Raw genomic sequence first — 26,777 nt, forward strand, 5'->3', positions numbered from 1 at the left:
ATATTATTTTTGGGTATTCAAATATCCTAATAAATCTCTTATCATATATAGTGAACCGCACCAAACTACCAAATCATTCTCACCCGCAATAGATTTCGTATGCTCATATGCCTCATACCTATCTTCAATGGCAGTGACATTATCACAATACTCTTCTACTTTTTTAGTCAACTCATCCAAAGTAAAAGACCTTCCATTATAATTTATCGTGGTGACAATTATCTCATCCGCCATTTCTGAAATTTGAGAAATAACGTAACTAAAATCCTTATCTTTCAACATACTAAAGCCGAAAATCAATCTATCATACTTAAATGCCTTCAATGATTTTTTCAATATATCAATTGACTCTGCATTGTGGCTTCCATCAAATAAAATCCTAGGTTTTTCATTAACTAATTGCAATCTGCCCAAATTTGTTGACTTATTTATTCCATCATAGATATCTTCTTTTGTCAAATTGAACTCATCTTTGAAATAATCTAAAACCATAATCGCCAAAGATGCATTATATAATTGATGCTCGCCAATTAACCCAGATTTAACGTTTTTGTATTCTCTAAAATTAAACCTATTCACCCTATCCGACAATTCCAAAATTTCAACTTCATCTTTTGTAAATGTAAATAATTCTGAATCTGATTCTCTTGCTTTATTTTCAAAAACCTCAAAGACATTTTCCGCTTGAGGGTATACAAAAACAGGTCTTCCTTGTTTAATAATGCCAGCCTTATGCTCTGCAATTTCTTCAATTGTATCGCCTAACACATTTATATGATCCATTGAAATAGTCACAATCACAGACGCCAATGGACTTTCTATCACGTTGGTAGCATCAAACTTTCCACCAAGTCCAACCTCTACAACAGCAATATCAACTTTCTGATCATAAAAATACTTAAACATTATAGTAGTCAAAACTTCAAAATATGTAATGTGATGATCTTCAGCATCCAGTTTATCAACCAATGGCCTTATCTCATCGATATATTTCTTAAAGACTTCTTCCGTCATCTTCACACCATTAATCTTAAACGAATCCGTCACAGTATCCATATATGGTGAAACAAACAAGCCACATTTTGTAGTCTTAGAAAGAGTACTCGCTAAGAAATTAGCTGTCGACCCCTTACCATTTGTCCCCGCAATATGAATGATTTTCAACTTATCCTGAGGATTTCCAATCTGCTTTAAAAGCATCCTGATATTAACGGTCCTATCTCTACCTTTCGCAGTCCCCCTTTGATACATCCAATCTAAATAGTCGTCCATTGTAATTAATTCTTTCATTTATACCCCGCAAAAAAAAGATTTATATAGAATATATTATATCAAAATCAGGTAATAAGGTGAATATATTTTGACAAAAATTTAATAAAAATATATGTCGGATGGGTTGGGGAGGAATGGGGATTGTGAGGAAAGTCGATTAAGGAGTAATGGAGATTACTGGAAATTATTTGAGGAGTAATGGGGAATTTTGGAATTTTGAGTGAGGGAGAATGGGAAGTGCTGGGAGCCAATTAAGGAGGAGTGGGAATTGCTGAGATTTTGAGCGAGGGAGAATGGGATTTGATAGGGCCGATTAATGAGGAATGAAAATTGGCGGGAAGAATGGGAAGTGTTGAGATGGACGATATAGGAGGAATGATTGTTGCTGAGATTTTTAAGCGTCAGAAATAGATTTTGCTGAGATTTGATGAGTTTTCCTGATTATTTTAAGAATTGCTATTTAGTCAGGAAAAGTTTTCGCTTGGTTTTCCTGATTATTTTAAGATTTGCCATTTAGTCAGGAAATTCATTCAATAATTTTTCCTGATTTTTTTGCGATTTGCATTTTAATCAGGAAAATCGCCTGCTAGTTGTACCTGTTTATTTTAAGATTCCCGTTTTAATCAGGAAATTTACTTAAAATTCTTTCCTGTCTATTTTCAATTTAGCGATTTTATCAGGAAATTCACCCCTCAACCCATCTTTACATGTGTATTTTAAGTTTTCACTTTACACATGTAAGGATTTTAACCATTTTACATGTCTATTTGCCTTTTCCCCATTTACACATGTAGATTTTTCAAAGGTCTACATGTCTATTTCTAATTTTCCATTTTACACATGTAAGATTTTTAACCATTTTACATGTCTATCTGCCATTTACTCATTCACACATGTAATCGCAATGTTAACTTTACATGTCTATTCCTCATTTTCCCATTTACACATGTAATCGTCACAAATTTTATACATGTCTATTCCTCATTCATGTCTATTCCTCATTTTCCTATTTACACATGTAATGACAAAAATTTTATACATGTCTATTCGCCATTTCCCCATTTACACATGTAATTGTCGCAAATTTTATACATGTCTATTCCCCATTTCCCCATTTACACATGTAAATGTGAATCTATATGAGTGTAGGTTACATCCCAACAAATATTTATGAACCTAAAAAACACGAATTAAATTATTTAGTAATTTAACTCGTGTTTTTAATAATATTGTTTGAATTATCTATAAACTATATTGTTTGCTTTCATGTTTTCGTAGAATTTCTTGTGTTCTTCATAATTTTTAAGTTTTGATAAATCAGCTTCACCGCTTGAGATAGCTTTTTTGAATGCTTCATTTTCAGAAATAGATTTTTTTCTAAACGCTCTTGCTTCTGAAGGGCTTGTGAAATATTGCAATAGACTATCTCTTTGAAGATATGCTTCATAAGATGCTAAACCTCTGGTTGGTACAAAGTGCTTAGTATCTGTTTGGTAAAATGCTCTATAATAATTAAACATATCAACATCTTCGTTTGATTCCATTACTCTTCCAACGCCGAAAATTTGGGCACCGTGTACTTTGACTTTATATGAACCATTGTCTTGTTTTACTGCTCTTATCTCAAGGTCAACACCAACCTCTCTCCAGAAAGGTGTTAACATGGCTTTTCTGTGACCTTTTGATAGGTTTTCAGAACCTGGGTCTTCATAATAATTGTGAATTATTTCTTCAGCATAGGATTCAGGGCTACCTAAAATTTCTTCTATTTGTTTTAAGTTTTTCACATGAAATTCTGTGATAGAAATATTTTCTCCAACTGTACGTGGGTAGGCATAACCTAAATTGCTTGCATCTTGTTTAGCACTGTAATATACTCCATTTTTGGTGTATTCGTGTGCAAATTTATTGTTATTGATATTATCTAGATTTCTCTTCTTTGCCACCTTATCTAAAACACTATTTTGATATAAAGAGTTTAGCATATTTCTACTTCTTAGATTATTTAACTTATTTCTGTTAGCTACTGAAAATCTTGATTCGTAAGCATTTAAATAATCTTCTTGTTCTTTAGTTAAACCAAATTCATTTACTTCAACGTGTTTTGTACCAACTTCAACTATTTGACTTGTAGGTTGTGTTACATCTTCTTTTAATAATTTAGCTTTCTTTAAATCTTCAATAACTTTACCAGTTTTTGCATCAAATGCTAATTGGTATTTTTTTGTAATTTGTCCTTTTTTACCCTCTTGCATAATCTTCTTATGTGTATCAGGTAACTCAGGATTCTTAATTATTTCTTCTTTGAAATCTACATCTTCTTTTACATACTTTATTACACCAACCAAAACTATTTCATTAGTAGGTTTGTCTACTGTTTCATTTTTTTCCATTTTATTTGTTTCGGTATTGTATGTATAAACAGTTGTCTTTTGGCCCTCTATAGCTTTTACGCTCTCATCAACTTTACTTGAGCCAACCTCAGCTGAAATATCTGATTTATATACTTTTTCAAAATCAATTTTTTCTTTTAATTTAACAGGTCGTGTGCCTGTAACGATAACTTTATCCTCTGGTCTAGTTTCCTTAATAAGAGTTTCTGACCTTTTATCTCTTGAAACCACTTTATTATCTTTTATGGTTACGGTATACAGTTCTTCAAAAGTTTTCTTACCTTTTTTCCCTTCAGTAACTTCAGTATTTAATCTGTATTTACCATCATCACCTTTAACGACAACATCAAGTTGATCGGAAGTTTCTTCAACAGTTCTGAAATCTACATCTTCAGTCCTGTTTTTTACTTCTTCTTTCATCGCTACATTATTTTCAAAAGATTCCGTGTTATTACTCTTGTTTTTATCAGAATCTCTTTCAATTTTATAATTTAACAAACCATAAAATTTTTTCGCATTCCCATCTTTATCGGTATAGTTGAACTTGATTGTGTCAAATTTTGTATAATATTTTTTACTTGGTAATGCTAAAAATATGGATAATGCAATTAATGCAAGTGAAGCTACTGATATTGCAATTTTAGCTGTTTTTTTCAATTTCTTATATAAAAAAGCAAAGACAAGAGCAGAAACGGAAACGCCTGCTAATAAAACTACCAAAATCCAATTTGTATTTTGTGTAGAATTTACTTTAACAATCTCTTTTTTCCTGCTTTCAAAAAGTTTTTCAATATCTTTGTCGTTGACTTTATCATTAGAAGATAAATACTTACCATTTACCTCTATTTCATCGTTAACTTGTAAGTCATTTATTACTTGTGAATGTGTATCAAGCTTCCCATTCTCTATTTTTATAGTATCTAAACTTATATCTTCTAAACTTTTATTATTTATATTTTTTATCTTTATCGCAAAACTGTCTTTATTGGCATCAACTATATCTAATTTATGATAATTATTTTCCATTGGGAGTTTCTTCATATTTTCAGCCCTTGATATAGACATACCTGTAAATATGATAATAAACATAAATATTAAATTTATTAAAGATCTTCTTTTAATCTTCATATTCTACTCCCTCTCTCTTACCAATTCATTTTTGTTATTAATATAATTATACCATTTTATAAAGATTTAAATTATAAAGAATTTATTACAATTTCCCGTTTTTTGTAATTATTTATTCACTTTTTAGTTACTATTAGTCTTCTTGATTTTGATCTAAACGATCAACTACAAATTCAACTTCTAATAAGTGTAGTAAATCACTCATATTTTCAGGATAATCGTTAGAACCTTTCTTTATTAATTTATCACCATTTTCATAAAATACATTTAATTCCCAAGAATATCCATAAATTCTATTAAAAACAACGTATGAATCATCCCATTCTTCCACATTGATTTTGTTAAATTCTTTTAAAAATTTCTTTTTATCTAACTTTAATTCTCCTTCATCATACATATGTTGCATAAAATTATCGGATGTTCTAAAAACTTTTTCTCCATCAAATTTTACAATGTTATCAGTAAAACCATCACCTTGAGTGCCTATCATAAGTGCAATTTCTTTTATTTCTTTTCCTTTTTTCATTTTTATTGTCTCCCCTTTTTGTTCTTCTGTACTAATATTTCAATACCCATATTATCAAAATATTATCTAACTTTATTTTACTAAAACATAAGTGTAAAATATGTATACATCATCACTGAAATTTGAAAATTTCAAAATCTAAGACTATAATTTAATAGGTTAAGAAAGAAATCGAGGGAAGAATGGAAAATAAAAATTTAAAACTATTAACAGTATTTGACAATTACGAAATTATTAAATTAGAAAAAGATACAGCAATAGTAAAAACTATTGTTGAAAAATCAAACTTAAATTTATATGAGAATGCTCACGGTGGCTATCTTTTTGCGCTTTGTGATTCAGTGAGTGGTTATGTATTTATAGGAAATGGAACAGATGTTGTCACACTTTCATCAAGCATAAACTATATTAAAGGCGCAAAACTTGGCGATGAGTTAACCATTACAGCTAAAATCCTACACAATGGTAGAAATACTAAAGTTGTAGATACGCAAATCACAAATCAAGACGACAGATTAATCGTCAAATCTACTTTTACAATGTATCCAATTAAAAAATAAATCATCAATACTTGCGAAATTCATGTTCCAAGCAAATATTAGGTATTAAAAAACCAGAGACAAATATTTCTAAATGTCTCTGGTATAAAATTATACTAATTTCTATTTATTAGTTTCTTTTTTCTTAAGAATAACTAATCCAGCTACTGCAACAGCTGCAAGTCCAATATAGATAATTGTACTGAAATTGTCTCCAGTATTTGGATTACGTCCGTTTGATGGAGTTCCAGGTTTATTATTTGAATCTCCTGGTACAACTTCTTTATCAGTTTCTTTTTCTGTTTCAGTTTCTTTTATAGTTTCTGTTTCAGTCTCTGTCTCTTTTGGAGTTTCTACATCAGTTTCAACAGGTGTTTCAACTTCTGTTTCAGTTTCCTTTGGAGTATCTTTTTCTGTTTCATCTGGTGTTTCTGTATCTGTTTCACCTGGTGTTTCTTGAGGTATCAGCTTGTTATATATTAATACTGTATCACCTTCTACACCTACATTATCAGGTGAAAAAACAGTACCAATATTTTCAACCTCAAAAGGTATATCCTTTGCAACTTCATATCCTTCTGGTGCAGATTTTTCTGTCAATGTATATTTACCAGTTTTTAATTCAATTTCATGTGGTGTAGTCGATGATGTCCATGTTTCAACTATTTCACCATGCGCATCTTTTAGTTCTAGCACCGCACCAGCAAGTTCTTCATCAAAAATATTTCTCTTTGAAAATATTATCTTATATGGTCCTACTTTTTCTTGATTTGTTATTGTAAATCCATTCTCAGCATCACCTGTTATTATAGCATCAAATCCTTCGACTTCATCTTCCTTAATAGTATAATTCAATCCACTTTGCATATTTTCGAAAACATGTGAGTCAGTTGCAGATCCACCATCAGATAATGTAGCATTATCTACTTCTTCTCCATTGGCAAACAATCTAATATATGCACTTGTTGGAGACTCTTTTAAAACATTCCCTTCTGCGTCTTTCCATACTTTTGTAACCTTAATATCAATTGTTTTATCATCAATTGGTTTACCAGTTGTTTCATCAACAAATCTTGCACCTACAAGGTTTTGATACGCATAATCAATAGTACCTTCTGGCACAAAATATTTGAATAAATCTAGTGTTGCATTCGCAGGCACTTCTTTAACTAATGCTTTTTCCGCATCAGTTAATGTGGAATTATCTTGACCTGTTAATAAATAATAAGCCTTAACAGCATTTCCACTTAAAAATACATGACCAGTTGCATTTGCATCACCTCTTGAATATCCATCTGTGAAATACCAAACTGCTGCTTGAGTAGCATCACGCATTTGTTGATCACTTAGGCCAAGTGCATTTTGTAATTCTGAATTTGTCTTTTGTTGATTATATCCATTATATTGCTTTTAAAACCGCATCTTTTAATTGTTCAGCATTTAAATTATGTGGAATAGGTGATTTAACCAATATACCTGCAAAATTTGATGCTGTGCCTGGTATTTTGTCATAATTAGGATAAATTGTATCTAATTCCTTTCCTATAGTTGGAGTAGTTGGTACCCCTCTAGTCGCATTAAAACAGTACACTAATTCATCTGAATCTGGATTTAGTAGTGCATTTAGTTCTTTTGCATATAACGCCATTGATTGATTTTCACCATTAGCATTATAGCCTTGATATTCTACAGCTGCCATTACATCGTTATTAATTCCATTATTTGGTAAAAAACCAATCATAAAAACAAGAGCTAATAACAAGCCAACTATTCTTTTCGTAAATTTACTTTTCATATATCCTCCTATTTTTTGCTATATGTTTGCATTTACAATTTCATAGTTCAAAACACTGACCATATTGCAGTTTTTATCCAATCAAATTTTTGAGATAATTTTTTAAAATGAATGACCGCCTACTTTATATTCATAAATCCATATTTAATTTATAATTATGATTAAAATAGGTGTTTTTCTACTAAAAAAGGGAAAAAATATCGCTCATAAATTACGATTATCAAATTTTATTATTTTTTCAATAATTGTGAAAAAGCATGTTTGTAGGAATGGGTAGAAAAGTGTTAAAGTGTGGATTTCTAAGCAACTTGTATACATAATTGAAGATTTCATAGAATGGGTAGATAAGGTATGAAATTTTTTATAATTATATATTACTTTTTGTTTGGTTTTCCTGATTATTTAGGGATTTGCGATTTAGTCAGGAAAGGTTTTTGATGGGTTTTCCTGATTATTTCCAGATTTACGATTTAATCAGGAAAGATTTTAGGTGGATTTTCCTGATTATTTCCAGATTTACGATTTAGTCAGGAAAGATTTTTGTTGGATTTTCCTGATTATTTTGCGATTTGCGATTTAGTCAGGAAAATCATTCAATATTTTTTCCTGTCTATTTTGGAAATTGCGATTTAATCAGGAAAAGCACCTGTAAGTTGTACCTGTTTATTTCCAAATACCCATTTTAATCAGGAAAATTGCTCAATATTTTTTCCTGTCTATTTCAGGTTTTGTGATTTAATCAGGAAAATTTTCACTTACTCCATTTTTACATGTGTATTTTAAAATATTTTATTTACACATGTAAGTATTTGGACCATTTTACATGTCTAATCGTCCTTTTCCCATTCACACATGTATATTTTTCAGACCTCTACATGTTTATTTTTGATTTTTCATTTTACACATGTAAGATTTTGGACCATTTTACATGTGTAATTGCCATTATCTCAATTAAACATGTAATCACAACTTCGTCTTTACATGTGTATTTTCAATTCCTTCATTTACACATGTAATTGTCACAATTTTTCTACATGTCTACTCTCCATTTTCCCATTTAGACATGTAATCACAAAAAATCTTTACATGCATATTTCTGTTTTCACTATTTACACATGTAATTTTCAATAATTTTCTACATGTCTAATTCCCATTTCCCCATTCACACATGTAATTCCCCATTTCCACAATAAAATAGGAGTTAGATTTTACTCTAACCCCTTAAATTTCAATACTTTATATTCTAAAGTGTTTCTTTTTTATTGTTCTTTACTAATACAACGCCTGCTCCTGTCATTACTACAAGACCAATTATTGTAAATACTAATGTACCAACGCCACCAGTTTGTGGAATTGTAACTTTCTTATTGATTACTTTTTGAGCATCAGTTTTACCTGAACCGTCTACATATGCCATATCGCCTTGTGCGTATGAACCTTTTGCAATTGAGAATGCTACTGGTCCTTGTAATTTAGCATATCCTTCTGGAGCTTTGATTTCTACTAGTTGGTATTCACCTTCTTTTAGTCCTGTTACTTCAAATTGTCCTTGTGCATTTGATGTAATGATTAGAGCTTCTTCTTTAGTATCAACCCAAACGTATGAAGTTTTTGCTGCGATGAATGCTTTATTGTATTCTTCTTGTGCGTTTGCAATTACTGCTAAATCTGTACCTTTTACAGCTTCGTCTAAATTAGTTTTTGCAGTTGCTAATGCTTGTTGTTCTTGAGTTGTTTGTTCTGATGTCTTTGGTGCTAAGAATTTATTGTCTTCTTTATTTTGTACAACGAATTGTGCACCTTGTAATCTTTCATTTGAATCATTTGCTTTTACAAATTTCTTACCAAATGTTTCAACTTTTGGTTCTTCTGGATTTACTGGTTTAGGGTTATTATCTTTCCAGTTTTTAACCCCAATTTGTCCATTACCTTCTGTAGAATATTCTGCTGAATATCCATTAAATGTTTCTACTACTTTATATTCTGTATCATTGTCTAATCCAGTAAATTTATGTGATGTTTCACCATCTTGTAAAGTATATCTTGCAACTTCTTTACCAGTTTGTGCATTATATAATACAAATTCTACTTTTACACCTTCTGGCGCTTCACCTTCTGCCCAAGTTTTTGTAGCAGTGATTTCACCATTTGATGGTTTTGTAGGAATAGGTGCATTTCCGTGATCTGGGTTGTTACCATAGTTAAATATAACGTCGTTTGATTCTGGGACTTCTACCATTGTTGCTGAATTTAATGTTGCAGTGTAGTTAATTTGAATTGTTTGAGCTGTTTCTTGACCATTAACTTTCTTAAGTCCTTCAGCTGTTAATTCTAATTTAAATCCATTTCCAGATTTTGTAACAGTATAGTCTGTTTTTACAGTTAAATCTTTTCCGTTTAATGTAACTTTCACATCATTATTAAATGTTAGACCTTCTGTCATTTGGTCTGACCATCTTGCTGTTGCATATTTTGCATCTTTAGGAATAATTGTTTGGATTTCGTAAGGAACTGATTCACCAATTGTATAATTTCTTGTTTCTGATACTGTAGCATCAGGGTTTTCTGCATTTGCTAAACCTTTAAAGTCTTTGTCAACTTGTGGTTTTTGTTCAGTATTTTTTGGATATACTTGAGCTACTTCTACTAAACCATCGCTATTATACATAGGTAAAGTAATCATAACTGGTACTGCTTTTTGACCTGTTAATGTTTCACCGTTTTCACCAACATATGTTGATTTTTCTGTAACTTCTACTATTTGATATTTACCTTCTGGTAATTTTGAAGTATCTAATGTTAATCCTGTAGCTGTAGTTAAACCACCTAAAGCTTTATCTACTGAGTCTACTTCTTTACCTTCAGCATCTATCCATTTACCTGCTTCTGTTTGGAATGCAAAGTAAACGCCTGCGATTTCTTTTAGATCTTTTCCTGTGTTATTTGCTAATTCTTGTATTGTTTGTGTACCATCATACTTTTCTTCTGTGATTGATTCTGGATCCCAATCGGATAATTCAGATTCTGACATTAATAGCTTATGAAGTACTACCTTATTTGTCTTTGGTTCCGTTGGTGATGCAGCTTTTGTTACTGGTGCTACAAATGCAAAAACCATTACAAAAGCTAATAAAAGTGATAACAATTTACTAGTTTTTTTCATTTTTCTCTCCTATGTATTTTATTTTGTTGTGACATCCTTACAAATTGTACAAAATTGCACTTATTTAACTCCAGCAACTAACTAGCTTGGCTAGTTAGTTGTGGAATCTTTATACCTTTGCTTTCTGTTGATATAGTATCCAATAGTCATTAGTAATAGACCAAATAGATAGAAATATCTAGTTCCAAATCCTCCCGTTTTTGGATATACCGCTTTGATATTTTTGATTGTCTCAATAAATAATCCCGCTGTATCTCCATGTGTTAACTCTTGCTTACTATCTGCTTTTATCTTACCTTGTTGATCAATTTCGACTTTATATATTCGTCCATTTTCAACTAGATAAGGTCCGATTAAATCTTTATTTTTCACATAACCCTTAGGTGATATTGTTTCTTTTAGCCAGTAAACACCAGCCTCAATATCTTTGAACATTGCTACACCACCATTTTGTGTAGTTTGCTTTATGCCTGTAGCTTCCGCCTCTTCCTTAGGATTATATGCCGCAAATGCACTTTCTGTAGCTCTGTAAAGTTCAAACTCTACTCCATCAAGTTTTATACTATTATCTTTTGAATCAACCTTTGTGATTTGTAAATCAGGCTTAATGTAGTTTTTGATTTGAACTGGTTGTGGTTCTAGGATTTCGTTTGAATTAATCACCTTACCATCTGGACCCTTGATACCATCTTCTGTAGCTGTGAATGGTCCATAAACAGTTTCAGCTACTTGATATCCATCAGCTCCCTCAACCTCTTTTAGATAAAACTTAATTTCTTCAAGCTCATAATCTGGATTTCTATGTGGTAAAGCTTCAAATATTATTTTACCTTCGCTATTTGTCGTTCTAACCACTGGCGAATCATTTGAAGGATCAGTTGCATTTGGCAATCTATTTTCTTTAACTGCTCTTAACTTCACTTCTGTACCATCTTCTCTATAGAATGTATCTTCTTCATATTGAGGAACCTCATAGTATAGAGCAAATTTTACATTTGGAAGTATTTGTTTAGTATCGCCATCTATCTTTTCAAACACTAGTTTATTTGGTTCATTTACAATCTTAATTGCTATTGTATTCGCCTTACCAGACCCATCACTACCTTCTACCATTACTAAATCATTAGGACTTAATATCTTTCCATTCTCATAAATTAGAATACCTGTAGTATCCGCTTCATTTGAATGTTTTCTAATCCATGAAATGCTATTTGAAATTTTTCCCGTTGCTGAATCCTTTGATTCAACTATTTCAAATGTGTAATGTCCTGCAAATCTAATATAGCCGACAGGAGATAGTTCTTCATCTATTCTATATTTACCTGATGTTAAACCTGTAAATATACCATATCTAACTTCAACCTTTGAGGCATCTGTATAATTTGTATATCTACCTGGTTGCGGAGTTATTTCGCTACCATCGATATTTTTAATTTCGAATTTTGCACCGGAAATTGAACTCAAGCTCCCATCCGCATTTTTCTTAAGTTTTTGAACTCCTATCTCTGTAGTCTTTTCTTTATAGTTTGTCAATTCGTGATAAAGCTTACCTTCTCCAGATATTTCATCCGTTCCATTGAAATTAATCTTTCCATTTTCCTGAACGATTAAGCTAAGTAATCCAGGAACAGGATTATATCCACCTTTCGGAGCTGAAATTTCTTTAATGAAATAATTACCCGCACGAAGTTCGCCAAAATCTACAATACCATTCACATCAGAAGTATATATCTTATCACTTACAACTTCAGTAACACCATCAGCGCCATATAGCTTAAATTGTGCACCTTGAAGTTTAATGTCATGATTATCACCATCGATTTTCACAATTTTTACCGGCACAATCACTGGTACATTGTAGATTGTCTTGAATGGGTCATTCTTAGTAATCTCTCTACCACTTTGTGTAATCTTACCATCTATACCTACAGTGAATGTTTTCACAGGATTCTTTGGTGTTTCAAAACCTGTAGGTTTCTTAATTTCAATTAATTCATATTGACCAGGAACTAATCTTTCAAAGAAGATTTTTCCATTGCTATCTGATGTCACATCACCATAATCCCTGTCTGGATTATATGGATCTTTGTAAATTTCACCATCTTTTCTTAATTGGAAAACTACATCTTGTAATGGTTCTTGTGTCATAATATCTTTTTTAATAAAGTCTATCTCGTTTTGTGTATTTACAAAATCATATTCTAAGACTTCTCTATTTATTACATTTCTATTTCCACCATTACCTTCATAAAGTACAGAATAATTCCCATTGCTTGATGTTTCAATTATTCTATATTCATAAACTCGTCCACTATTGTCGAATGGTATCAAGTTTGTATATGATTGTTTCCAATTTCCATCCTTTGTAAGTGTCTTTGGTCCATTTAATGGATCATCAATATATTGGCTATCTTCTTCTCCAACAATTTTCTTTTGAAGTTTCACTTGAATGGATTCTGATGAATCTGGATTTACCGTACCATCCGCATTTTGCCAAATCTTACTAATATCTATACTAATGGATGGAGCACTTATCTTAGGCAATGGTAAATCCCATATAGTCGTGGATTTACTATTTGGTTGAAGTGTTGTCCTACCATTTGTATCGTACATCTTGCCAGGAACGAAATTAGGATCTTCCGTCTTCAGATTAACTTTATATATAAGCTCAATTTCTTGATCCTTACTTAAGTTAATATTGTTAAGTTCAATTCTATTGTCGGAATAGTATCTCTCTATCGCAGCCATCACCTCTGAATCAATTGGCTTATCTCCAGAGTCTTTTAGCTGTATTGAACCCATTTGCAATGTTACCATTTCACCCATTGGGTCAATTAGTCCACCGCCATTAACTGTTGGTGGATTTAACTCTTCAACTTGAGCTAATATTTGTGTCAAATAGGTACTAATATTATCTAAGTTTTGCGCATCAAAATAGTTGTTTTTTGATGAAGAGATACCAAACATTACTTCTAATGCTTCGGATCTTTTTGCATCTGGTGTAGTGGTACCAGAAATTGTTGAATCTCCAATCTGAATACCTATTGTATACATCTGAGTGCCCGTATCTTTAATTAAAGTACCTTGTCCTATAGTTGCATAACCGTGGTTATTGATTAGTTTATAGCCATATCCATTATTTGGAAGAATGGTAGCACTTACTATAGATGTACCATTATAATAAAGTTTTTGAGTGTTTTGAGCATAATCAGCTGAATTATCATATTTCTTCGTTTTATCTTGCACCCAATAATTATCATACGCATTATATGTTGCCATATATGGACTTCCAGTATTTCTAGTTGTTAAATAACCATAACCATCATTATATAATAATTTTCCATTTACATAACCGTACGGATATCCTGAATTATAAGTTGATAGGTATCCAGTTCTATACCCAGCACTATTGTATTCATAGTACAAGTAATATCCATCACTTACAACTTGCTTTCTATAAGAATAATAATATGGAGTTACAAATCTATTACCTGTACCTATTTTTGTTGTTGTAAAGGTATATTTCCCATTTGCATCTATACCAGAAATAACTTTAGAGAATGTTGGTACCCCATCAGTAATTGTTACGATAATCTTATTATCAAACCCACTATTATTTAATAATTCTTGAGCTTTTTCAATTGCTATTTGTGTATAGGTACCACCTTGTTGAGATTGTCCTCTATCTGTTGGGATTGTTGTTGGTAATTTTTCAATTAACTTACTTGAATCATTTGTAAAATATGGATAACTGTAAGTATCAAATAAATCTGTACCATAAGTTACAAGTGCAGCCTTAACATTTTGATCTGTTAAAGATAATAAATCTGTTAAGAAGCTTTTTGTAGCTTCATTTGCCGCTTGTAATCTAGACTTACCATTTGCATCAGTTTGTCTCATTGAGTTTGAGTTATCTAATACAACCACAACTCCAGTTTTACTTGTTACCCTATTACCACTTACCTTCAAGTGAACTTCATACTCGCCAGGCACTCCAGTAGGTAGTATATATTTGTTTACGCCCGCAACATTTTTTAATGTTTGACCTTTATATGCCCCATCAAATTGATATAGTCCACGTAGATAATCTGGATTGCTATAGCTTTCCACAAAACCAGTATAGTTTTTCCTTGTGGTATATGCATATGGTGCCGTTACTGTTGAATTACTCTTTCGTGGATTGATTCCAGCAGGATAAAGTCCTGGTATTTCCGTACTTGGTATCGGTGGAATGCTTACAGTTGCAGCATTTGCACTCGCTCCTATATCTGCAGTTGCAGCAAATGAAGTAAACAAACTTCTAAACATCGATCTATTTAAAGAGTTGAATGTAGTCGTTGTTGTGTTTAATGCATTTGCTTGAGTTTTTGTAACCTCAGCAATTGTTGTTATACCATTTTCATCGACTTGAACTTGGAAAATCTTATCTGATTTAATATAACCATCTGTTGGTTTTGTTTCTTCAAGTCTATAATAACCTTCTGTAATATCTGTAAACTTCACTATACCTTTATCATCAGAAACTGCTTTTGTTGTTTGATCTGATTTTGTCCAAAATTAAGAAGAAGTATTTGATATATCAGGTTTCTTTTCTCCGATATAGAAAAGAGTAAATTCCGTACCCGCCAAAGGTGTACGACTTTCATCATTAATCATCTTATTGATTTGCAAATCGCCCTTCGCAAGTTTTCTTTTATTTTCAATATTGTACAATGTACCATCGTAAGTAAGACTATCATCAGCATCTATATCGCCAAGATATTCTATAGTTCCATCATATTTTATTTTAAATGGTCCTATCATTTCTCCACTATTTTGATATCCTGTTGGAGCAGAGATTTCTTTTACCCAATAGTAGGTATCACTGAATTTTGTATCATAATATCGATAATCTCTTTGTAAATTATCAAATTCTACAATACCATCATAATCTGAAACTGCTTTTTGCTTAGTTGTTGTAGCTTTGCTTACATCATTCACACTACTCTTAAACAGTTCAAATTGAGCCCCTTGTAATGCGATTAGTTTATCTTCTGCTTTACCATCCGCATTATATTGTTTTTCTTTTCCGACTTTCTTAAATTTATATGTCGCTCTTTCTTTATTATTAATAACTGAAATTTCAGCCTTTTCTAATAAATTATTTACTATAGGTCTTGCTGTTGGTCTAGCTAAATAAACTAAACCTGTAGTCATACCATTTGAAGTACCTGAAAATCTACTTTCATTTCCTGTCCAGTAGAATGTATTCTTTCCGTTAGTCATTTTTTCATCAAATTCTAAACCATATGTTAATTTGATTGATTGACCATTTGATACTTTCAAACCTGTCGCTACTAGTTGATCACTTGACTTATCATATGTTAATTCGGCACCGTCCAAAACTCTGTTTGTTCCGAATGGTTCACCACCATAAACACCTTTGATGAATTTTGAACCATCAAATTCAATATAGTAGAAAGAACCATCTGATGCCACCATACTATAATCATCTCTAGTAAATATGCCATCATGGCCAAGACTTACATTGAAATGATCCCCCATCACATCAGTTAATGTACCAGCAGTAATAGTTTGTCCTGGCTCTGCTTTTAGAATCACTTCCATCTTATAAGCATTATCGGATTCGTGTCCTACTATTTGTTTACTGATAGTACCAACCTTAGTTGAACCTCTCATAATATCAACAACATGTGGATTTTCATTTCTCACTAAATCTGCATACAGACTTAGATAATTTTCAGCAAAATCACCTGTCTTCTCAACATTTGAATCTGTTTCAACATTCATTGGGAAGTCTGGTGAAGTAATCTTAAATACTCCCGATTCATCTTTCTCAACCTTAAACACCCAGTATGAAAGTGGTTGAACAAATGTATCTGGTACTTCTATTTCTTCAATTCTATAATTACCTGGAATCAAATTATCGAATTTGAATTGACTTAAATTAGCCCCAGATATTTCTTTTGAATACCCTGTATCACTTGTCACTCTAAATGTCGCGCCTGTTAATGGTTTATTATTTTCATCAACTTTATTTACAATAAGTTGAGCAGGTTGAACGACTGAAGTTAAAGTAATAGTCCCGTTTTTTGATAAGGTCGTATCTTTATCTAACCCCCAAATTACATTTCCATAATTTGAATTTATCTTGAACTCATAAACATTTGTATTAAGAGCATAACCAATAGGTGGTATCTCTTCTTTTACAAAATACGTTTTTCCAACATCAAATTTTCCTATGATTTCATTTGGTAAACTACTTGTATCCACTGAATGTACAAGAGTGTCTTGACTGTCAAAACTATCATTTCTATTTGTATCAACATAAATATTTATCTTACCAGTGTTTAATACTTGACCAGAAGAATTTTGTCTTGTAATGCTTACGCTTGTAGCAGTATTTGGCACCTCGATAGATGAAGCAGACGGAGCTGCTGAAGGTGTCATATTCACTGTGGTTGTTATACTTGCATTTCCAAGGTAAGAATATCCATATCTTGTATTTTCAATATTTGATGTTGATCTTATTGGATAAGTACTTTTTTCATTATATGTTCCCATAATTTTAATAATATATGGATTATTAATATATCCTGTATTAGGTCCAAAAGTTATACTTTTTGAAATCCCAGCTCCACTAACATTTACATAATCTTTTTCATAATATCTCGTATCACTCAAATCCGGATTAAAACTTGTTGGCATTAAAGTTGAAATATAAGAAAAATATGCATCTTTTATTTTATAAGCTTCTACACTTGTTACATTTGTGATAGCTGAATCAGAATAAATGTTGTAATTAAGTTTAAGACTTCCTAAATATGGTGGAGTAGATCCAATATATCTGTTTACATAAATTATTTGTGTAAATGTATTATCGTTAGTATTAACTGATGCAATTGCGGACCCAATATTTGTACCATTATTATCAGTAATAATACTCCACGCTGGTAAAGATGTAGTAATCTTTTCTTGCGCTCCATCACCAGTGTTCAATTCCCCTTTTTTAGCGATATATCCCCTACCATTTGCATCAACAAAAACATCCCATTTTTGTTCTGTAGGCAAATATCCACTTGGCGCATATAATTCTCTGACTTCATAGTAAGTATTTCTTACTAAATCTGAAAATACAATACTTCCTGAAGTGTTTGAAGCTACAGTTTTATAATTATCTGAAGATACTAAATTTGATAAAGAACTCCCTTTATAATAAATTCCAAAAACAGCACCTTTTAATTTCTCTGAACCATCTTGATTTGTTTTAATTAATTCAACTGAATTCAAAGCATTTGATGGCAACGCCATTGGTGAAGCCATTCTAAAACTTCTAGGAATCGGCGTAGACGTTAAATTAGAATCATCAGCTGGAGCTTTTTCTCCACCATCACTTGATTTTGGTTGAATGTTTAGACCTATATCTTCATTTGACTTTTCATTTGTTGTGTCTGATTTATTAGAACTAGAATTATCTGTCGCTTTATCATCTGATTTTTGAGTATCAGTTGATTGTTGCGTATCAACAGTATCTTTCTTATCAGTTTCTGATGTACTAGTCTCATTTTTATCAGTTACTTGTTTGTCAGCGTCTGAAACCGGTTCTTTTTTATTTTCTTGTGAAATAGCATCGTTCACTATTTCATTAGTATTTTCACCCGTGGTACTTGAGTTTTCTGAACCTTCAGTACTTGTCTCAACCGCGGTCTCCGTTATCTGACCTGACTGCGTTTCTTTAGCAAACAATGTGTGTATTGGCACACTTGTAAGCAAAATAACTAAAGCAAGAATAAAAGACTTTATCCTTTTACGCTTCTTCATTTATCCCTCCTAGAAATGTATCTTTAGAAAATTACATTAAATATATTTCTTTTAATTAATTGATTATCAAACATTATATTTTTGCACAAAAAGAGAATTAACAATTTCGACAAAAAAATAATGCGTTTAATGAAAAACATTACATTTTTGTAATATTTGTTAATCAAAATATGAAAATATTTTCTGTACCCTTATAATAATAACCTAATTCGTCATTTTTCGTGTGAAATTGAGAAAAATCGCGGTTATTTCACTATATCTGGGTATATTAATCCATGAAAAGTATACCATGTACAGAAAAATAAAATTATCATTATTACATAATTCTTACAAAATTGTGCAAATTTAATGTTAACATATCAAAATAAGATAAAAGTAGCATTATATTTATGTATAATATTTATTAATGTATAATAGAATACAGTGTATAAAACGCATTTCTTCAAAAGGGAGGTTTTTTTCATGAGAAGTTTATTGAATAATTCTGAAGAAAGAAGATTAACACTTATCGAAATTTTATCTTTTTATTGTAATTCTGCGAAAAAAGATGAAGTTTTGAAAATTATGGATTATAAAGAGAATACCTTAAGATCGGATATAGATTATATCAATGAGAAATATGAAAAAATTCTTAAATTGACATTATCTGCAAGTCATATCAATCTTGAATATTTCGACAATCAAAGTATTTCAACATTTTCTGAAATTATTTTAGATAATCTTATTATATTTAAATTAGTTGAGAATATTTTTTTTGACAAATATTCATCTATTGAAGACTTATCATCTCATCTTTATAAAAGTCCTTCAACCGTTTATCGTTTAATCGATAAGTTTAACGAATCAGCTGGAAAATGCTACAATATTGGACTTGACACGAGAAACATTCACTTTACTGGTGATGAAAGAGATATAAGGGATTTTTTTATCCAGTTTTTTGCTGAGAAATATTCCCTGCAAAAATGGCCATTTAAAGACATTGACAAATCTTCAGTCCAAAATTTAATAATTGAACTTAGTAAATTTTACAATGTAAAATTAAATTACTCAGATTTGGAAACTATGTGCTTAACTTGTGCGGTAAATATTTCAAGTTATTTAGATGGTTTTTCAATCAATGTAAAAGATGTAAATAGCATGTCTAAGAACATTTATCAAAAATATTTTGTTGATAGACAGCCACCACAAATTATAAAAAAAGAACTTGAAAATCTCGGACTTGATACAAGTTTCCAAAGCATTTACAATATTTTTCATAATTACATGCATAAGGATTTTATTTATAGTTTTGACTATTTCTTAAATTTACCAATTGAATCGGACGAATATTTTGAAATAAGGAAATCTATACATTCACTTTTTAGAGTAATTTATAATTTAATAAAAGAATTTGACACACCAGTGATCAATACAGATGAATTAGCAGTTATACTTCATAATGAATCTTTACTATTTGATTCAAGACCAAGAGCAAACTTCATTCTTTATAACGCTAATGAATTTTATATAAAGAAGATGAAGCTTAATTATGAAAACTTAGTAAATGCTTCATACAAAGAATTAAAAAACTATTTAGTACATATGAAGGGTCATGCAGACGAGCAAGAAATCCATTATCTGATATATCGATTAATATCAACATGGATTGGACTAACGCCTAGAATAATTCTAAATAAAAAGAAAGTTAAAATATTAGTAGCAAGCTTAACAAACTTCCACCATTCAATAAGTATGAAAGAGTACCTAGAAACAATACTTTCTGATTTTATTGAAATAGACATATATGATGAACAAATCTTTGACGTAAAAAAAGTAGATGACCCAAAATACGATTTTGTAATAACCGACTTTAGCTTAAACTTAAAAAACGGTCCAGAATGGAAATACTTCCATGGAGACCAAAGCTACAATGACATAATGCAGATTTCACAAATCATCTATAAAAAATTCTTTGAGAAAAATAAATAGAAGTAAAGAACAGGAGCTACGCAAATACTAAAAGTTATTTTGCAACAGCTCCTGCTTTTTATTCTAATATTTACATGTAATTTTCAGACACTATAAATATCAATCTACCAATATTTTTTTATTCTTTTGATAGGCTTTATCCCATGAAGCGAATTTTGGATTGCTTCTTTTATCTTCAAATAATCCACTATCCTTAAGGTATTTCATTAAAAATTTTGTAGCTTTTTTTGCTCCATAAATATTTAAGTGGTCACCTTTATCATAAGTGTCGTTATTCCAATCAATCCCCATTTCTTGCCAGTGAAGATTCATATCTAGATAATCAATATCATATTCTTTAGCTAATTTACTAATCGCATTGTGTTTTTTATCTGACCAGCATAATGGACTAGGTGTGCTTAAAAACACTAATTTAATGCCTTTTTCATCACAAATTTCCTTAATTTTATCTAGATATTCCCTATTTATTGGAGATATTTCATCAAGTCTTCTATTACGTTTTAGAAATTTATTGTCTGTATGCTTCTTATACAATCCTATGATGGCAGGTTGTGTAGACATATTAATTCTAAAACCTCTTTGTTCATCTAAATAGTCAGATTTTTCCTTATTAAACAAGTTTGAAAAGTTTATGTTTTTCCATCTTGAATGATACTCAAATATAGGAATTATTTTAGAAATACTTAAACTTATACCATCATTTACATTTACTTTCCTAAAGAAATTATTCCCTTCCAAAATAATCATCTTCACTTTTTGAAGTTCGAGCATTTTATCGATTTGATCATAAGTAAAAGATAACTTTTGTGAATTTGTCCCACCAATATATGTAGTGATGCCAGTTTCATTCCAAATATTTAGAGGAATAAATGAAGTAAATGATAGACTATCACCCATTATTAAAACATCTATACTATCTTTTTTTTCAGCAATTAATCCATTCATTCTGGAATTTGAAATTTTGTCAACTTCACCATTTACTTTAGGGGCAAATAGCTTTGAAGTCAAAAATAATAATATTACTAAAATTGTTGTAAAAGCAATTCCATACATTACACTTTTTAATTTGTTTTTCATATGGCCTCCTAGTAATTTGCATACATTGGATCTATCGGAGTATATCCATATCCATAAGCTCCAAATATGATGATAAATAGAATAATGGCATATATTATTATCCATCTATAAACTATATTCTTTTCAAATATTCTATCCCTGATATTTACGCCTCTTTCTAATGCTAAACTTATACAAAATACAATCAATATGCTAATTATAGAAATTACAATATCTGGCGTTTCCATAATAGAATAAAATGGTTTAGAAGTCGGCATATAAAACTTCGTAAATATTCTCTTTATCATGGACAATGCAACTCTTATATTAGGAGCTCTAAAGAACAATTCGCCAATAACTACTAAGAAGAACGTCCTAATTATCTGCATTATCTTAAAATATTTGTTGGAAGTATTTATCTTTAATTTAGTTAATATGTTATTTGTGAATGGCAATAGAAGCGAAGCCGTATAAATTAGGATAAAGTGATACATTCCAAAAGCGATAAATGTCCATCCAGCTCCATGCCATAAACCATTTAATAGCCACACACAAAATAGCGCCACTCCACCAGCTAATAGCGGTCCGAAGTGATTTCCTATTTTCTTTCGAGCATTTGATGTTAATTTCTTCATGGATGAAGACATGGTTATTGGATAAAATATATAATCCTTAAACCATGTACCTAAGCTAATATGCCATCTTGTCCAAAACTCTGATATAGTTCTTGAAAATAGTGGTCTTCTAAAGTTTTCTGTTAGGCGAATCCCAAGCATTTCAGAAGTACCCAATACCGCATCCATACTTCCTGAAAAATCCATATAAAGTTGAATGGTATACGCAATGATCCCAACAAGTAAAATCCATCCGGAATATTTATCATATTTATTAAACACTTTAGAAACTATGATATTTAGCCTATCCGCAATGACTATTTTTTTGAAAATACCATACAAATATCTCATCGCCCCATATTTTAGATTCTTTTTATCGTAGCTTGTGACATTCCACAATTGAGAAGCAGTGTCTGCATATCGACAAATCGGTCCTTCTACTATTTGTGGGAAATAGCTGATAAATAAAGCCAGCCTAAAAATATTGTGATCCGCCTTTATAACTTCCCTCTTTACATCAACTAAATAAGAAATTGACTGCAAAGTAAAGAAAGATATACCAATTGGAACCATTAATCTTGGAATTTTAAGTCTAAATCCAGAATCTATGCCTTTTAATAAATAGTTTAAATTTCGTGTGAAAAATCCTAAATATTTAAATACAACTATTGACAGTACAAGCATCGAAATTGATAATACTAAAATCATCCCAGATTTTTTATTAAACTTAGATCTTATTTCTTTCTTTTGTGATTTTTCAGCATTCTGAAGCTGTTTATCTCTATTTCCATATAATTTTTCAATGAATAAACCAGCAAAATACATAATTAACGTCGTACCAATAAGCACAACAATCAACTTCCTGCTTATCCACCAATAATACAAATAGCTTAAAGCAAGTAATGTATATCTCTTATATCTTTTTGGAGTTATTCCCACCAATATAAACACCATCGGAAGCAGTATAATCATATACTCCACCGAGAAAAATGATATCAATGATTGCTTGTCTTTATCCAAAAAGAATTCAAATATTTGAGACATAAAAATCTCAATCTAATCTTTCTACCATTTGGTAGATAGATTTTACTGAATTAAAATTTGCAGGCACGATCTCAACTGCAGGAATGGATATGTCAAATTCATCTTCTAACTCCACTACCAATGATAAAATTGATAATGAATCAAGATGATGACCATCAATTAATTCCTCACAATTTTCGTAATCAACTCCTGGTTTTATTTCTTCTAAAATTTCTACTATTCTTTCCATTTTACTCACCTCTTTTTTTATTTATTTCTCATATTCAACTTGTAGGTTTCGAAATTATCTCTAAGTCTCTCAAAAACGACATTTGAATTTTCTATAATTTTTACATATATTGCGGGAATATCTCTTGATAAAAATAAAGACATTCCTTCGGTCATACTGTAAGCTCCCGCATTTTGAAATTCCAAAACATCTCCAACAGAAACATCTTCAAATTCAGCCTGTTTTACCAAAATATCATTCATCGTACAAAGAGATCCAGCAATATTATATAGATGTTTTCCTTTTACAACATCACCTTTTTCCATCTTTATATGTCTTATAAATGGTAGTTTCATCGCCATATACTGACCGAAATACATAATTTGGTGCATTCCTCCATCAACCATTAAATAGTTTTGACTTTTATTCGTTTTAATATCTACAATATGTGTAAAATAGCTACCACAAGAAGCAACGACACTTCTTCCAAGCTCTATCGTAATCTTTCCTTTATAAGAAAAATTTTCAATTAATCTTGACCATTCACTAAACAAATTTTCTTCATCAATTTCTTCATTTTCAAAATACGCTACCGGAAATCCAGTCCCATACTCGATTTCATGAGGAATGTAATCAAACTTTTCCTTCAAATCTGCAAGTAAGTCCTCTAAAGTTCTAAGCTCCCTAGCAAATTTTTTTAAGGAATGTTTTTGAGTTCCTGTAAAGTACTGAATGCCAAGTAAATTAATAAATTCATCATTTCTTTGTTCGACAATTTCTTCAATATCACTAATATCCATTCCAAATTGACTGTCATTTGTAAGTCTTAAAAGTAAATTGACTTTCCTTTTGTATTCATCGACATATTTCTTTATTAGCTCAAACTGGCCCATAGACTCAATCGTAAATATCCCATCAAAATCCTTATCATTAACTAATTCACGAATAAAATATGGATCCTTATAAACACCGGAAATTACCATCTTGCTATATGGCACTCCTTGAAGTTTACATATCTTTGCTTCACCAGGAGAACAAATCTCAAATCGTTCAACTTTATCTATAATAAACTCAGTAATAAAAGTATTGGCCTTCACTGCATAACAAAATTCCAAATGATTTGGTAGCTTTTCTTTTATGTAATCAATTCTCTGATGTAATTTTTCTATATCAAAAACATAAAAAGACTTTGAAGAACCTTTCATTATATCTGACAAATTTTCAAATCTCATATGAAATACCTCCTATTAGTCCGCTATTTCAGCCAACTTCTTTCTATCCACTTTACCATTCTTATTAAGAGGCATATTTTCAACTCTTTTAATCACTCTTGGTATCATGTAAAAAGGAAGGAGTTTTTGCATTTCATCGACTAATTCATTCTTTTCAATATCACCTAAATAGAAACATTTAAGTTTAGATTTCTTTTCCTCAAATATACAAATACATCTCTCAATACCATCAATCTTAGATACCACTCTTTCAATTTCTTCAAGTTCAATTCTATGTCCTTGATACTTTATTTGAAAATCTTTACGTCCCGAAAATACCAAATCAAGATTTTCATTATACCAAGCTAAATCTCCCGTCCTGTAAATTAATTCTGGATACAAATTATTTAAGGGATTTTGTACGAATGCTTTCTCGTTTTGAACAGGATTTTTATAATACCCTAATGCAAGAGCACTCCCTCTCACACAAATTTCTCCCACAGTCTCAACACTTGTAATTAGTTTAGAATCACTGTCCAGTAGAAATACATCTTCATTTAAAAATGCTTTACCAATTGGAATGTATTCACTATACTCATTAGTTTTATCTAAAATATGATACGTACAATTACAAGTAATTTCAGTAGGCCCATACACATTGATAAATGTAGCTTCTGGTAAATGCTTACGCCATTCATAAAGATGTTTTAATGGCATAACTTCACCACTAAATACTATTCTTCTCACATCTTCAGGAGTCTTATAATCTAGCCCATGAAATGTTGACACTAGACAAAGCGCAGAAACTGCCCAAGTTAAATTAGTAACTTTATTTTCAACCAAATAGTCAATTAAATCTTTTGGTCTAGAAAAATATTCTCTAGGAATGATAATCAAATTAGCACCAACACATATTGAAGAATAGATATCTTTAACTGAAACATCGAAATCAAATGGAGCTTGATTTCCAATAATATCACTCGAATCAATGCCACAAACTTCAACAAATTCTTCTATAAAATCAATAGTTGATCTATGGGAAACTACAATTCCCTTTGGATTTCCAGTAGAACCAGATGTAAAATTAATATATAAAGGATCTGTATCGATAGCTTTTCTTCTTATCAAATCTAACGTTCTATCTCGTAATTCAGTATCTATCCCATTTAATGAATCTAACAAAGATTCAATCGTTAAAATTTTGCATTCAACATTCGCCTTATTAAAAATTTCTTCTGCTCTGTCCTTATACTGCTCATTTGTCACAATAATCTTTGATTCAAGTAAATCCACCATATACAACAATCTATGGTCTGGAAATTCTGGATTTAACAAAGTATATGGAGCACCCGCATACGCACTAGCGAAAAATCCTGCTAAAGTCAAAGACGACTTTTCCATAAAAAACACGATTGGAGACTTATCAAGATATAGTAATGTACTACTATAATCTATCTCTTTCTTGTCCTGTCTAATTTCATAAAATTTATATGCTAAATTTCTAGATAACTCTTCCAACTTTTCATAAGTTAACGCTAGCGAACCATCAAATACCGCCAATTTATTTTTATACTCTCTAGCACTTCTCTCTAGATAAGTAAGTACGCTCTTTATCTTCACTAAAATACCTCATTTAGTTATAATTTAAGTAAATTTATATTACTTTACTTTATTTATAATACAACGACAGTAGAACAATTTCAATAAAAAAATTCTTAAAAATTTATTACATTTATCTATTTTTCTTAACCTTTTTGTAATATCTTGTTTTTACCACAATATAAGCAATTCGAGTATATATAATTAAGTAGATTTATTAACAATTTGCTTATTTAGAGAATTTTGACCTTATTTGAAATGGAATTAAAAATATAATAAATTATAATGTTGAGTTTTTATAAGGGAGATAGGAGGATTTGAGGGGGGGGTTGGATTGGGGGATTGGACGTTTTGGGGATTTAGGAGATTTGTAGAATTGGAGGGGATTTGGCATTTTGGAGGAATTTTAGAACAACACATTTTGTAAATATTGGCAGAAT

At 30.8% G+C, this 26,777-nt stretch carries 15 protein-coding genes and 2 pseudogenes; 2 read left to right on the plus strand and 15 right to left on the minus strand.

The window, feature by feature from the left end:
* Positions 1–3: 3 nt before the first annotated feature.
* The 3 genes from HMPREF9709_RS07170 to HMPREF9709_RS07180 all read right to left on the minus strand — a co-directional run bounded on the left by HMPREF9709_RS07170 (position 4) and on the right by HMPREF9709_RS07180 (position 5,319).
* A complete protein-coding gene (locus HMPREF9709_RS07170; protein WP_005398935.1) occupies positions 4–1,290 on the minus strand; it encodes a bifunctional folylpolyglutamate synthase/dihydrofolate synthase in 1,287 nt (428 codons plus the stop codon).
* Positions 1,291–2,510: 1,220 nt separating this feature from the next.
* Entirely contained in the window at positions 2,511–4,793 is a 2,283-nt protein-coding gene (locus HMPREF9709_RS07175) for a G5 domain-containing protein (RefSeq protein ID WP_005398936.1), read from the minus strand.
* A gap of 133 nt (positions 4,794–4,926) precedes the next feature.
* Positions 4,927–5,319 carry a hypothetical protein gene (locus HMPREF9709_RS07180; RefSeq protein WP_005398937.1) on the minus strand — a complete coding sequence of 131 codons (393 nt, stop codon included), beginning with the start codon at positions 5,317–5,319 and terminating at the stop codon, positions 4,927–4,929.
* 182 nt (positions 5,320–5,501) lie between these two features.
* Here HMPREF9709_RS07180 and HMPREF9709_RS07185 point away from each other — a divergent pair, with 182 nt between their 5' ends.
* Positions 5,502–5,879 (plus strand): PaaI family thioesterase, encoded by a 378-nt coding sequence (locus HMPREF9709_RS07185; protein ID WP_005398938.1) that lies wholly within the window; start codon positions 5,502–5,504, stop codon positions 5,877–5,879.
* A gap of 102 nt (positions 5,880–5,981) precedes the next feature.
* Here HMPREF9709_RS07185 and HMPREF9709_RS07190 read toward each other — a convergent pair whose 3' ends face one another.
* The 7 genes and pseudogenes from HMPREF9709_RS07190 to HMPREF9709_RS07210 form a co-directional block, all read right to left on the minus strand.
* Positions 5,982–7,019, minus strand: a complete 1,038-nt coding sequence (locus HMPREF9709_RS07190) for a Cna B-type domain-containing protein (RefSeq protein ID WP_245527513.1) — start codon at positions 7,017–7,019, stop codon at positions 5,982–5,984.
* A 99-nt stretch (positions 7,020–7,118) separates the two neighbouring features.
* Positions 7,119–7,214 (minus strand): annotated as a pseudogene (locus tag HMPREF9709_RS10250) (TQXA domain-containing protein); the annotation flags it as partial.
* 43 nt (positions 7,215–7,257) lie between these two features.
* The gene (locus tag HMPREF9709_RS07195; protein ID WP_005398940.1) at positions 7,258–7,653 is read right to left on the minus strand and encodes a Cys-Gln thioester bond-forming surface protein; all 396 of its coding nucleotides are present in this window, start codon (positions 7,651–7,653) and stop codon (positions 7,258–7,260) included.
* Between the two features lie 1,243 nt (positions 7,654–8,896).
* Positions 8,897–10,816: an isopeptide-forming domain-containing fimbrial protein gene (locus HMPREF9709_RS07200; RefSeq protein WP_005398941.1), complete on the minus strand. Its 1,920-nt coding sequence runs from the start codon at positions 10,814–10,816 to the stop codon at positions 8,897–8,899.
* 90 nt (positions 10,817–10,906) lie between these two features.
* Positions 10,907–15,124: a SpaA isopeptide-forming pilin-related protein gene (locus HMPREF9709_RS07205; protein ID WP_280985309.1), complete on the minus strand. Its 4,218-nt coding sequence runs from the start codon at positions 15,122–15,124 to the stop codon at positions 10,907–10,909.
* Between the two features lie 69 nt (positions 15,125–15,193).
* Positions 15,194–15,340, minus strand: a pseudogene (locus HMPREF9709_RS10325) (prealbumin-like fold domain-containing protein); the annotation flags it as partial.
* Positions 15,341–15,373: 33 nt separating this feature from the next.
* Positions 15,374–18,637, minus strand: a complete 3,264-nt coding sequence (locus tag HMPREF9709_RS07210) for a SpaA isopeptide-forming pilin-related protein (RefSeq protein ID WP_005398943.1) — start codon at positions 18,635–18,637, stop codon at positions 15,374–15,376.
* A gap of 462 nt (positions 18,638–19,099) precedes the next feature.
* Between HMPREF9709_RS07210 and HMPREF9709_RS07215 the strand changes: the two genes are divergently transcribed.
* Positions 19,100–20,605, plus strand: coding sequence for an AcpB/EbpR/MafR family transcriptional regulator (locus HMPREF9709_RS07215; protein ID WP_005398944.1), 1,506 nt, complete (start codon positions 19,100–19,102; stop codon positions 20,603–20,605).
* Between the two features lie 99 nt (positions 20,606–20,704).
* On the opposite strand, the gene HMPREF9709_RS07220 is transcribed toward HMPREF9709_RS07215, so the two are convergent.
* The 5 genes from HMPREF9709_RS07220 to HMPREF9709_RS07240 all read right to left on the minus strand — a co-directional run bounded on the left by HMPREF9709_RS07220 (position 20,705) and on the right by HMPREF9709_RS07240 (position 26,358).
* Positions 20,705–21,682, minus strand: coding sequence for an SGNH/GDSL hydrolase family protein (locus HMPREF9709_RS07220; RefSeq protein ID WP_005398945.1), 978 nt, complete (start codon positions 21,680–21,682; stop codon positions 20,705–20,707).
* Positions 21,683–21,690: 8 nt separating this feature from the next.
* On the minus strand, positions 21,691–23,247 hold the full coding sequence (locus HMPREF9709_RS07225; RefSeq protein WP_211204496.1) for an MBOAT family O-acyltransferase: 1,557 nt from the start codon (positions 23,245–23,247) through the stop codon (positions 21,691–21,693).
* Between the two features lie 79 nt (positions 23,248–23,326).
* Positions 23,327–23,548: an acyl carrier protein gene (locus HMPREF9709_RS07230; RefSeq protein ID WP_005398947.1), complete on the minus strand. Its 222-nt coding sequence runs from the start codon at positions 23,546–23,548 to the stop codon at positions 23,327–23,329.
* 17 nt (positions 23,549–23,565) lie between these two features.
* Positions 23,566–24,759, minus strand: a complete 1,194-nt coding sequence (locus HMPREF9709_RS07235) for a hypothetical protein (RefSeq protein ID WP_005398948.1) — start codon at positions 24,757–24,759, stop codon at positions 23,566–23,568.
* A 15-nt stretch (positions 24,760–24,774) separates the two neighbouring features.
* Positions 24,775–26,358, minus strand: coding sequence for an AMP-binding protein (locus HMPREF9709_RS07240; RefSeq protein ID WP_005398949.1), 1,584 nt, complete (start codon positions 26,356–26,358; stop codon positions 24,775–24,777).
* Positions 26,359–26,777: the final 419 nt, after the last annotated feature.

The organism is Helcococcus kunzii ATCC 51366 (genome assembly GCF_000245755.1).
GTDB classification, from domain to species: Bacteria; Bacillota; Clostridia; order Tissierellales; family Peptoniphilaceae; genus Helcococcus; species Helcococcus kunzii.

What these genes read in the sequence shown, in the direction of transcription:
- HMPREF9709_RS07170 (WP_005398935.1), bottom strand. Translation starts at nt 1,290, where the DNA reads ATGAAAGAATTAATTACAATGGACGACTATTTAGATTGGATGTATCAA.
- HMPREF9709_RS07175 (WP_005398936.1), bottom strand. Translation starts at nt 4,793, where the DNA reads ATGAAGATTAAAAGAAGATCTTTAATAAATTTAATATTTATGTTTATT.
- HMPREF9709_RS07180 (WP_005398937.1), bottom strand. Translation starts at nt 5,319, where the DNA reads ATGAAAAAAGGAAAAGAAATAAAAGAAATTGCACTTATGATAGGCACT.
- HMPREF9709_RS07185 (WP_005398938.1), top strand. Translation starts at nt 5,502, where the DNA reads ATGGAAAATAAAAATTTAAAACTATTAACAGTATTTGACAATTACGAA.
- HMPREF9709_RS07195 (WP_005398940.1), bottom strand. Translation starts at nt 7,653, where the DNA reads ATGAAAAGTAAATTTACGAAAAGAATAGTTGGCTTGTTATTAGCTCTT.
- HMPREF9709_RS07200 (WP_005398941.1), bottom strand. Translation starts at nt 10,816, where the DNA reads ATGAAAAAAACTAGTAAATTGTTATCACTTTTATTAGCTTTTGTAATG.
- HMPREF9709_RS07205 (WP_280985309.1), bottom strand. Translation starts at nt 15,124, where the DNA reads ATGTTTAGAAGTTTGTTTACTTCATTTGCTGCAACTGCAGATATAGGA.
- HMPREF9709_RS07210 (WP_005398943.1), bottom strand. Translation starts at nt 18,637, where the DNA reads ATGAAGAAGCGTAAAAGGATAAAGTCTTTTATTCTTGCTTTAGTTATT.
- HMPREF9709_RS07215 (WP_005398944.1), top strand. Translation starts at nt 19,100, where the DNA reads ATGAGAAGTTTATTGAATAATTCTGAAGAAAGAAGATTAACACTTATC.
- HMPREF9709_RS07220 (WP_005398945.1), bottom strand. Translation starts at nt 21,682, where the DNA reads ATGAAAAACAAATTAAAAAGTGTAATGTATGGAATTGCTTTTACAACA.
- HMPREF9709_RS07225 (WP_211204496.1), bottom strand. Translation starts at nt 23,247, where the DNA reads ATGATTATACTGCTTCCGATGGTGTTTATATTGGTGGGAATAACTCCA.
- HMPREF9709_RS07230 (WP_005398947.1), bottom strand. Translation starts at nt 23,548, where the DNA reads ATGGAAAGAATAGTAGAAATTTTAGAAGAAATAAAACCAGGAGTTGAT.
- HMPREF9709_RS07235 (WP_005398948.1), bottom strand. Translation starts at nt 24,759, where the DNA reads ATGAGATTTGAAAATTTGTCAGATATAATGAAAGGTTCTTCAAAGTCT.